Raw genomic sequence first — 8,066 nt, forward strand, 5'->3', positions numbered from 1 at the left:
CCGCTTGACGGCCGTGGTGAACATGCACCGCAGCGGGCGTCCCCGCGCCGAGGGGCGGCCGACCCGCCCTCCCGGATACGCGAGCAGACTCGATCCGCATTCTGAGGACGACCTGTGCCCACTACCGATCTGGACACCGAACTCGCCGCCGAACGAAGCCATCTCACCGAGTCGCGGGCCGCGCTGCGGCGGATGCGGGACCGCGCCGAGTCGCTCTTCGCCACCGGTGACAAGGTCGCCGGGGACTCGTACACCGCCGAGCAATTGGGCCGGCACATGGCCCGGCGGGTCAAGGAGCTGGCCGACGATCCGGACACCCCGCTGTTCTTCGGGCGGCTGGACATCGACGACAGCGCCTACCACGTCGGCCGGCGGCACGTCACCGACGATGCCGGCGAGCCGATGGTGCTGGACTGGCGGGCGCCGCTCTCCCGGTCGTTCTACCGGGCCAGCGTGCGCGACCCGCAGGGGGTGGCGGTCCGCCGCCGGTTCGGTTTCGTCAAGGGTGAGCTGACCAGCTTCGAGGACGAACACCTGGATCGTGGCGAGGAGCTGGGCACCAGCAGCCGGATCCTGACCGCCGAGATCGAGCGGCCGCGTGTCGGGCCGATGCGGGACATCGTCGCGACCATCCAGCCGGAGCAGGACGAGCTGGTCCGGGCCGATCTGGCCGACTCGATCTGTGTGCAGGGCGCGCCCGGCACCGGTAAGACGGCGGTCGGCCTGCACCGGGCCGCCTATCTGCTCTATCTGCACCGGGAGCGGCTGCGGAAGTCGAAGGTGCTGATCGTCGGGCCGAACACGGCGTTCCTGTCGTACATCTCGGCGGTCCTGCCGACCCTCGGCGAGGTGGAGGTGCTCCAGTCCACCCTGGACGAGCTGGTGGGCCGGGCTCCGATCAGGGCGACCGACACGGATGCCGCGAAAACCATCAAACATGACGTACGGATGGCCGAGGTACTGAGCCGGGCACTGTGGAGCCGGATCACCAGGCCGACCGAGCCGATCATGGTGTCGGACGGCTCGTACCGGTGGCGGATCGACGTCGAGCCCTTGCGCCGGATCGTCGACGAGGCCCGCCGCGAGGGCCTGCCGTATTCGGTCGGCCGGGAGCGGGTGCGGGCCCGGGTGGTGGGCCTGTTGCAGCGCCAGTCGGAGTACCGGACCGGCAACTCACCGAGCGAGTCCTGGCTACGCCGGATGAGCCGGATCGCGCAGGTCACCGAGTTCCTCGAGTCGGTCTGGCCGGCCGTCACCCCGGAGTCGCTGGTGGCTGGCGTGCTGACCGAGCCGCCCACGGACCTGCTCACCGAGGAGGAGCGGGAGGCGATCCGCTGGGTGAAGCCGCCCAAGACGGTGAAGTCGGCGAAGTTCAGCGCGGCCGACCTGCTGCTGATCGACGAGGCCGCCGGGCTCCTGGAGCGGGAGACCAGTTTCGGTCACGTGGTCGTCGACGAGGCACAGGACCTGTCACCGATGCAGGCCCGCGCGATCGCCCGGCGCAGCGAGCACGGCTCGATCACCCTGCTCGGTGACCTGGCGCAGGGCACGGCGCCGTGGGCCACCACCGACTGGCGGGACATTCTGGGTCATCTGGGCAAGCCGGACGCGGCCGTGGTGCCCCTGACGGTCGGCTTCCGCGTACCGGAAGTGGTGGTGAGGCTGGCCAACCGCCTGCTGCCGGCGCTCGGGGTGAATGTGCCCGCCGCGGTCTCGCTGCGGGCCGACGGCGATCTCGCCGTCGTGCCGGTCGCCGAGCCCGCCGATCTGGACGCGGTGACGATGGCCGAGCTGACCGCGGCGCTGGTGCACGAGGGGTCGGTCGCGGTGATCGCGGCGGACGCCGCGGTGGATCGACTGCGCGCGCATCTGGACGCCGCCGGCATCAAGCACGCGACCCCCGACGACGTCGATGCCGGGGCGCGCGTCACGGTGGTGCCCGCCACGCTGGTCAAGGGCCTGGAGTACGACCATGTCATCGTGCACGAGCCGGCCGACATCGTGGCCGCCGAGCCGAAGGGCCTGAACCGGCTGTACGTGGTCCTCACCCGGGCCGTGACCCGCCTTTCGGTATTGCATGCCAAGCCGCTGCCGGAGGCGCTTACTCTCGCGTGATGCCTCGTATCGGTGTGATGTTCGACCGTGACCGTGCCCCCGAAGAGCTGACCGGCTTCGCCACCGCCCTGGAGGAGGCCGGCGCCGACGACCTGTGGGTGGTGGAGGATCTGGGCTGGACCGGTGGCGTGAGCGCCGCCGCGCTGGCCCTGGCCGCCACCTCCCGGCTGCGCGTCGGCATCGGCATCGCACCGGCCCCGCTGCGCAGTCCCATGCTGTACGCCATGGAGATCGCCAATCTGGCCCGGGTGCACCCCGGCCGGGTGGTGGCCGGTCTCGGGCACGGTGTCCGGGACTGGATGCGGCAGGTCGGCGTAGCCCCGAAGTCGCCGCTGGCCCTGCTGGAGGAGAGCGTCACGGCGGTCCGCGGCCTGCTGCGCGGCGAGACCGTGACGCTGGACGGCCGGGAGGTGCATCTGGACGGGGTCCGTCTCGTGCACCCGCCCGAGGTGGTCCCGCCGGTGGTCACCGGGGTGATCCGGGAGAAGTCGCTGGAGCTGTCCGGCCGGTCGGCGGACGGCACGATCCTGGTCGAGGGCCTGAGCCCGGACCGGCTCGTCGAGGCGATCGGCCACCTGCGGCGCGGCGGCGCGGGCCCGGAGCACGAGGTGATCGGGTTCACCTTCCTGCACGTCGACGAGGACGCGGAGCGGGCCGCCCGGACCGCCGCGGCGGAGCTGACCGGTCAGGCCGGTTTCCTGGGCATCGAGCCGGAGGAGGTGTTCGGCCTGCTGGGCCCGGCCGAGGACATCCCGGCGAAGGTGGACGCCCTGGTCGAGGCGGGGGTGGACACGGTGATCCTGCGCCCGTTCGGCGACGACCACCTGGGCCAGTCGCTGGCCGCCCTCAAAGCCCTGGGCCGCTGAGCGGAAGAACGATATGAGTTATCCACAGCCCGGCACCGCGGGCTGTGGATAACTCCTCAGAGGGGCTTGACCCAGCGGGACCACTCGTCCTGCGGGGTGTAGCCGTGGAGCTTCCAGATTCGGTGGGCGGCCTCGTTGGCGTCCAGGACCATGGCGTCGGCGCGCGTACCCCCGAAGGATCTGAAGCGCTCCTCGGCAGCGGCGATGAGGCGCCCCCCGATGCCGGCCCGTCGCCTGGCCGGCGCGACCGCGAGCCGGTAGAGGTGGCACCGCCAGCCGTCCCATCCGGCGATGATCGTGCCGACGATCTCGCCGGCGTCGAGGGCGAGGATCAGCGCCTCCGGATCCCGCTGGTGCAGCGCCGTGACAGCCTCCACTGTGTCCACCGGGCGGCTGTCGTTCTCCGCCGCCTCCTGCCAGAAGGTGAGTACCGTGGGGAGTTCCGGGGCCGTGGCCGCACGCAAGATCATGTATCCAGCCTAGTCAACTTTATGGCACAAAGTTCTTTGACTTTGCGTCGTAAAGTAGAGCCATGGCATCGATGGATCCCTCTGAAGCGCTGGATCTGATCCGGCAGGAGCGGGCCAACACCGGCCGCGCGCTGACCCCCGATCCCCGGTTGATGTATTGGCCGTGGGGCCTCACCTGGCTGATCGGTTTCGGACTGTCCTTCCTTCGTTACGGACCCGACGGCCGGACGCTGGTCGCCCTCCCGGAGTGGGTGCCGCTCTTCGGCCTGACCGCGCTGATGATCGCGGCCGGCCTCTTCACCGGCCTGGTCGGCGCGCGTTCCGGCCGGTCGGTCTCCGGCCCGACGAGCCGGCAGGGCATCTGGTACGGGATCGCCTGGTCCGCGGGCTTCACCGGCCTGGCGGTCGTCTTCGGCCGGATCAGCGAGGTGCTCCCGGAGCACCTGATGGGCCTGCTCTGGGGTGGCGGCATGGTCGCCCTGGTCGGCGCGCTCTACATGGCCGGCGGCGCGATCTGGAACGAGCGGACCATGTTCACGCTCGGCGCCTGGATCAGCGCGGTCAACGTGGTCGGCGTCCTTCTCGGGCCGGGCTGGCACGCGCTCGTCGCCGCGCTCGCGGGCGGCGGCGGCATGCTGGCCGCCGGGCTGATCGGCTGGATGCGGCTGCGATGACCATCGACGAACCCACCCTCCCCGACCTCGACCCGGTCATCCACGCACAGGCCCGGCTCCGCGTGGTGGCGGCGTTGTCGCAGCTCAACGGCGGCGACCGGATCGCCTTCCCGCGCCTGCAGGAGATCCTGCGGATGACCCCCGGCAACCTCTCGGTACACCTGCGCAAGCTCGAGGAGGCCGGCTACGTCGAGGTCACCAAGACCCACCGGGGGCGCACCCCGGCCACGCTCGTGCAGCTCACCCGCCGGGGCCGGTTCGCCTTCGAGGAGTACGTGGCCGCCCTGCGCACCCTGATCGATCCGGGAGAGGAGCCGTCATGATCCACGCCCGCGCCGAGAGCGTCACCCGCCGGTTCGGCGCCACTATCGCCCTGGACCACGTCGACTTCGAGGTCCGCCGGGGCGAGATGGTCGGCCTGCTCGGTCCCAACGGCGCCGGCAAGAGCACCCTGGTCGGCCTGCTCACCGGCAGCCGGCGGCCGACGTCCGGGCGGGTCGAGCTGTGCGGCGGCGATCCGCGCGATCCGGCGAGCCGGCGCACGCTGGGCGTCACCCCGCAGGAGACCGGTCTGCCCGCCTCGCTCCGCGTCGGCGAGGTCGTCGATTTCGTACGAGCGCACTTCCCCGATCCGCTCCCCCGTGACGAACTGCTGGACCGGTTCGGACTGTCCGATCTGATCCGGCGGCAGACCGGTGGACTGTCCGGCGGGCAGCGGCGGCGACTGGCGGTGGCCCTCGCGTTCGCCGGCCGCCCGGAGATCGTCTTCCTGGACGAGCCGACCACCGGACTCGACGTGGAGGCCCGTCGCGCCCTCTGGGAGAGCATCCGGGAGTTCCACGCGGGCGGCGGCACGGTGGTGCTGACCAGCCACTACCTGGAGGAGATCGAGGCGCTGGCGAGTCGGGTCGTGGTGCTCGCCCAGGGCCGGGTGCTGGCCGACGACAGTGTGGCGGCGGTGCGCGGGCTGGTCGGGATACGGCGGATCAGCCTTACGTCAGCCGTACCCCTGACTGATTTTGATTTTGATGGTCTGGTGTCCGTGGAGCGTGCCGGTGACCGCGTGCATCTGCTCACGCCGGACGCGGACCGGATGGTTCGCACCCTGGTCTCGCACGATGTGCCGTTCTGTGATCTGGAGGTGCGCCCGACCTCACTCGAAGAGGCATTCCTCGCCATGACCGGAAAGGATGCGCAATGACCGCTCTCGCCCTGATCCATGCCCGTTTCCAGATCACCGAGATCTTCCGGATCCCGATCGCCGTGGTGGGCAGCGCGTTCTGGCCGGCCGCGTCGATGTTGGCGTTCGTCGTGCCGTTCGTCGGCGACGAACCGGTCTACGCCACCTACGCGACCGCTTCGATGATCACGTTCGCGGTGATGAACACCAACCTCTTCCAGTACGGCATCGGCGTCTCCGAGGACCGTGCACAACCCTGGGATCCCTATGTCCGGACGCTGCCGGCCGGAACGGCGCCCCGGTTCGCCGGCCGGATCCTGACCGGCCTGCTGATGATGGCGGTCTCGCTGATCCCGGTGGCGCTGATCGCCGCCCTGTTCACCGAGGCGAGCGTCACGCCGGTCGCGTTCCTGCTCGCGGTCGCGGTCTGCGCCGTGATCTCGATCCCGTTCATCCTGATGGGCCTGTCGATCGGGTACGCGCTGCCGTCGAAGGCGGCGCTCGTGGTGGCACAGATCCTGTTCCTGCCGCTGGCCTTCGGTGGCGGCCTCATGACGCCGCCGGGTGGCGCGCCCGGTTTCGTCGAGAATCTGGCGCCCTACCTGCCGACCGGCGGCGCGGTCCGCCTGATGTGGGCGGCGGTGGGCGACTTCCCGTTCGATACCGGTTCGATGCTGGCCCTGGTCGCCTGGACGACCCTTTTCGGCGCCCTGGCCATCTGGTCCTACCGCCGCGACGAGGGCCGCCGTTTCGGCTGAAGGTTGACACTTTCATACATGTGGTGGCATGGAAATGCCACGATGCCTGACATGACCGTTCCATCGCCCGGAGTGCCCAACTGGGTGGATCTGGCCACCGCCGACCTCGATGACGCGATCCGCTTCTACACCGCTCTGTTCGGCTGGACCGCGGAGATCTCCGGCGACGACTTCGGGGGTTACACCACCTTCCAGCTGAACGGGCTGCCCGTGGCCGGCGCCGGACCGCTCCTCGGCGAGGGGCAGCCGACCGCCTGGAGCACGTATTTCGCGGCCGGTGACGCGGACGCGGTCGCCGGCCGGGTGGAGAGCGCGCAGGGCAAGGTGCTGGTGCCGCCGTTCGACGTGATGGACCAGGGACGGATGGCGGCGTTCCTGGATCCGGCCGGGGCGCCGTTCAGCACCTGGGAGGCCGGGATGATGCGCGGCGCCGAGGTGTTCGGCCTGCCCGGCGCCCTGACGTGGAACGAGTTGAACACCCGGGACCTGGAGGGCGCGATGGCCTTCTACGGCGCGGTGTTCGGCTGGACCTTCCGGCAGGCCCACGTCACCGGCCTGCCGTACGTGATCTGCGAACTCAACCGCACCCCGGTCGCCGGCCTCCAGTTGATGGTCGGCAGCGGCTGGCCGGACGACCTCCCGGCACACTGGCTCGTCTATTTCGCGGTGAGCGACTGTGATCGCGCCGCCGAGCACGCCGCCGCCCTTGGCGGCCGGATCGTGCATCCGCCCACGCCGATCGCGCCCGGGCGTTACGCGGTGCTGTCCGATCCGCAGGGCGGCACGTTCGCAATCCTCAACAACCAGCGATAAAAGTCGTTGTCCGAGTCCTAACGAATCGTTGATCTTCAATCAAAGGTTTCTCTCTAGCGTCTTCGCCAGGCGTCCACCCGAGTCTTCGGCAGCGCCGTCGAGGGTTACACCGCGAAGTTGAGCGACGCCCAGGCCGCCCGGCTCGCCGCCGATCCCGCCGTCGCGTCGGTCGAGGCCGACCAGGTCGTCCGGATCGCCGGCACGCAGACCTCGGCGCCGTGGGGCCTGGACCGCATCGACCAGCGCGCGCTCCCGCTGAGCGGCACCTACACGTACGGGGCGAGCAGCGGCGTCACCGTCTACGTGGTGGACACCGGCATCACGATCACCCACCAGGACTTCGGGGGCCGGGCGTCGTACGGCTACGACGCCGTCGACGGCGACGACATCGCGCAGGACGGCAACGGGCACGGCACCTTCGTGGCCGGGGTCGCGGCCGGCAGCACCTACGGCGTCGCCAAGAGCGCCAACGTGGTCGGTGTCCGGGTGCTCGACAACAACGGCTCGGGCACGACCGCCGGGGTCATCGCCGGCATCGACTGGGTGACCGCCAACGCGGCCCCCGGCCGGTCGGTGGCGAACCTGAGCCTCGGCGGCGGGGCGAGCAGCACCCTGGACGCGGCGGTGAGGCGGTCGATCACGGCGGGGATCCCGTACACGATCGCGGCCGGCAACTCGGGGGTCAACGCGAGCAACACCTCCCCGGCCCGGGTCACCGAGGCGCTCACCGTCGGCGCCACGAGCAACACCGACGCCAAGGCCTCCTGGTCGGACTACGGCCCGGTGCTGGACCTCTTCGCACCCGGCGTCTCGATCACCTCGGCGTGGCGGACCGGCAACACCGCCACCTACACCGGTAGCGGCACCTCGTTCGCGGCCCCGCACGTGGCCGGCGCGGTCGCCCTCTACCTGGCCGCCAACCCGGGCGCCTCGGTCAGCACGGTCAACGCGGCGATCGTGAACAACGCCACCACCGGAGTGGTCACCAGCCGCGGCACCGGTTCGCCGAACCGGCTGCTCTACGTCGGTTCCTGATCCTCCCTGACGGAAGGGCCGCCCGGTTCGGGCGGCCCTGCTCAGGCGAGCAGGCTCGGCACCTTCTCGAAGAGCTGGGTGGTGTAGGTCATCATCTCGTGGAGCATCCAGTTGCCGGCCAGCAGCAGGGCCGCGCCGATCGCGATCGCCTTCGG

The 8,066-nt window shown here is 70.7% G+C and carries 10 protein-coding genes and 1 pseudogene; 9 read left to right on the forward strand and 2 right to left on the reverse strand.

Annotated elements, in window-relative coordinates; translation table 11 throughout:
* The first annotated feature begins 114 nt into the window (after positions 1-114).
* The gene (locus IEZ13_RS41340; protein WP_183225925.1) at positions 115-2,115 is read left to right on the forward strand and encodes a HelD family protein; all 2,001 of its coding nucleotides are present in this window, start codon (positions 115-117) and stop codon (positions 2,113-2,115) included.
* Entirely contained in the window at positions 2,115-2,981 is an 867-nt protein-coding gene (locus tag IEZ13_RS41345; protein WP_183225926.1) for an LLM class flavin-dependent oxidoreductase, read from the forward strand. Before IEZ13_RS41340 ends, IEZ13_RS41345 begins: the two co-directional genes overlap by 1 nt.
* 56 nt (positions 2,982-3,037) lie before the next feature.
* On the opposite strand, the gene IEZ13_RS41350 is transcribed toward IEZ13_RS41345, so the two are convergent.
* A complete protein-coding gene (locus tag IEZ13_RS41350) occupies positions 3,038-3,451 on the reverse strand; it encodes a GNAT family N-acetyltransferase (protein ID WP_183225927.1) in 414 nt (137 codons plus the stop codon).
* Positions 3,452-3,513: 62 nt separating this feature from the next.
* Between IEZ13_RS41350 and IEZ13_RS41355 the strand changes: the two genes are divergently transcribed.
* The 7 genes and pseudogenes from IEZ13_RS41355 (at position 3,514) to IEZ13_RS41380 (ending at position 7,911) form a co-directional block, all read left to right on the forward strand.
* The gene (locus IEZ13_RS41355) at positions 3,514-4,125 is read left to right on the forward strand and encodes a transporter (RefSeq protein ID WP_183225928.1); all 612 of its coding nucleotides are present in this window, start codon (positions 3,514-3,516) and stop codon (positions 4,123-4,125) included.
* A complete protein-coding gene (locus tag IEZ13_RS41360) occupies positions 4,122-4,448 on the forward strand; it encodes a winged helix-turn-helix domain-containing protein (RefSeq protein ID WP_183225929.1) in 327 nt (108 codons plus the stop codon). The genes IEZ13_RS41355 and IEZ13_RS41360 overlap by 4 nt, the downstream gene beginning before the upstream one ends.
* Complete coding sequence (locus IEZ13_RS41365; RefSeq protein WP_183225930.1) at positions 4,445-5,326, forward strand: ABC transporter ATP-binding protein; 882 nt, start codon at positions 4,445-4,447, stop codon at positions 5,324-5,326. Before IEZ13_RS41360 ends, IEZ13_RS41365 begins: the two co-directional genes overlap by 4 nt.
* Positions 5,323-6,063, forward strand: coding sequence for an ABC transporter permease (locus IEZ13_RS41370; RefSeq protein ID WP_183225931.1), 741 nt, complete (start codon positions 5,323-5,325; stop codon positions 6,061-6,063). The genes IEZ13_RS41365 and IEZ13_RS41370 overlap by 4 nt, the downstream gene beginning before the upstream one ends.
* A gap of 51 nt (positions 6,064-6,114) precedes the next feature.
* The gene (locus IEZ13_RS41375) at positions 6,115-6,876 is read left to right on the forward strand and encodes a VOC family protein (protein ID WP_183225932.1); all 762 of its coding nucleotides are present in this window, start codon (positions 6,115-6,117) and stop codon (positions 6,874-6,876) included.
* A 90-nt stretch (positions 6,877-6,966) separates the two neighbouring features.
* A pseudogene (locus tag IEZ13_RS47675) lies at positions 6,967-7,059 on the forward strand (protease inhibitor I9 family protein); the annotation flags it as partial.
* Between the two features lie 72 nt (positions 7,060-7,131).
* On the forward strand, positions 7,132-7,911 hold the full coding sequence (locus IEZ13_RS41380; protein WP_260179617.1) for a S8 family peptidase: 780 nt from the start codon (positions 7,132-7,134) through the stop codon (positions 7,909-7,911).
* 41 nt (positions 7,912-7,952) lie between these two features.
* On the opposite strand, the gene IEZ13_RS48045 is transcribed toward IEZ13_RS41380, so the two are convergent.
* Entirely contained in the window at positions 7,953-8,057 is a 105-nt protein-coding gene (locus IEZ13_RS48045; protein ID WP_373293093.1) for a hypothetical protein, read from the reverse strand.
* Between the last annotated feature and the right edge of the window lie 9 nt (positions 8,058-8,066).

This window comes from Actinoplanes campanulatus, from assembly GCF_014647795.1.
Lineage (GTDB): Bacteria > Actinomycetota > Actinomycetes > Mycobacteriales > Micromonosporaceae > Actinoplanes > Actinoplanes campanulatus.

Coding starts and splice junctions, on each gene's coding strand:
- IEZ13_RS41360 (WP_183225929.1), top strand. CDS start 4,122: ATGACCATCGACGAACCCACCCTCCCCGACCTCGACCCGGTCATCCAC.
- IEZ13_RS41370 (WP_183225931.1), top strand. CDS start 5,323: ATGACCGCTCTCGCCCTGATCCATGCCCGTTTCCAGATCACCGAGATC.
- IEZ13_RS41365 (WP_183225930.1), top strand. CDS start 4,445: ATGATCCACGCCCGCGCCGAGAGCGTCACCCGCCGGTTCGGCGCCACT.
- IEZ13_RS41375 (WP_183225932.1), top strand. CDS start 6,115: ATGACCGTTCCATCGCCCGGAGTGCCCAACTGGGTGGATCTGGCCACC.
- IEZ13_RS41355 (WP_183225928.1), top strand. CDS start 3,514: ATGGCATCGATGGATCCCTCTGAAGCGCTGGATCTGATCCGGCAGGAG.
- IEZ13_RS41345 (WP_183225926.1), top strand. CDS start 2,115: ATGCCTCGTATCGGTGTGATGTTCGACCGTGACCGTGCCCCCGAAGAG.
- IEZ13_RS41350 (WP_183225927.1), bottom strand. CDS start 3,451: ATGATCTTGCGTGCGGCCACGGCCCCGGAACTCCCCACGGTACTCACC.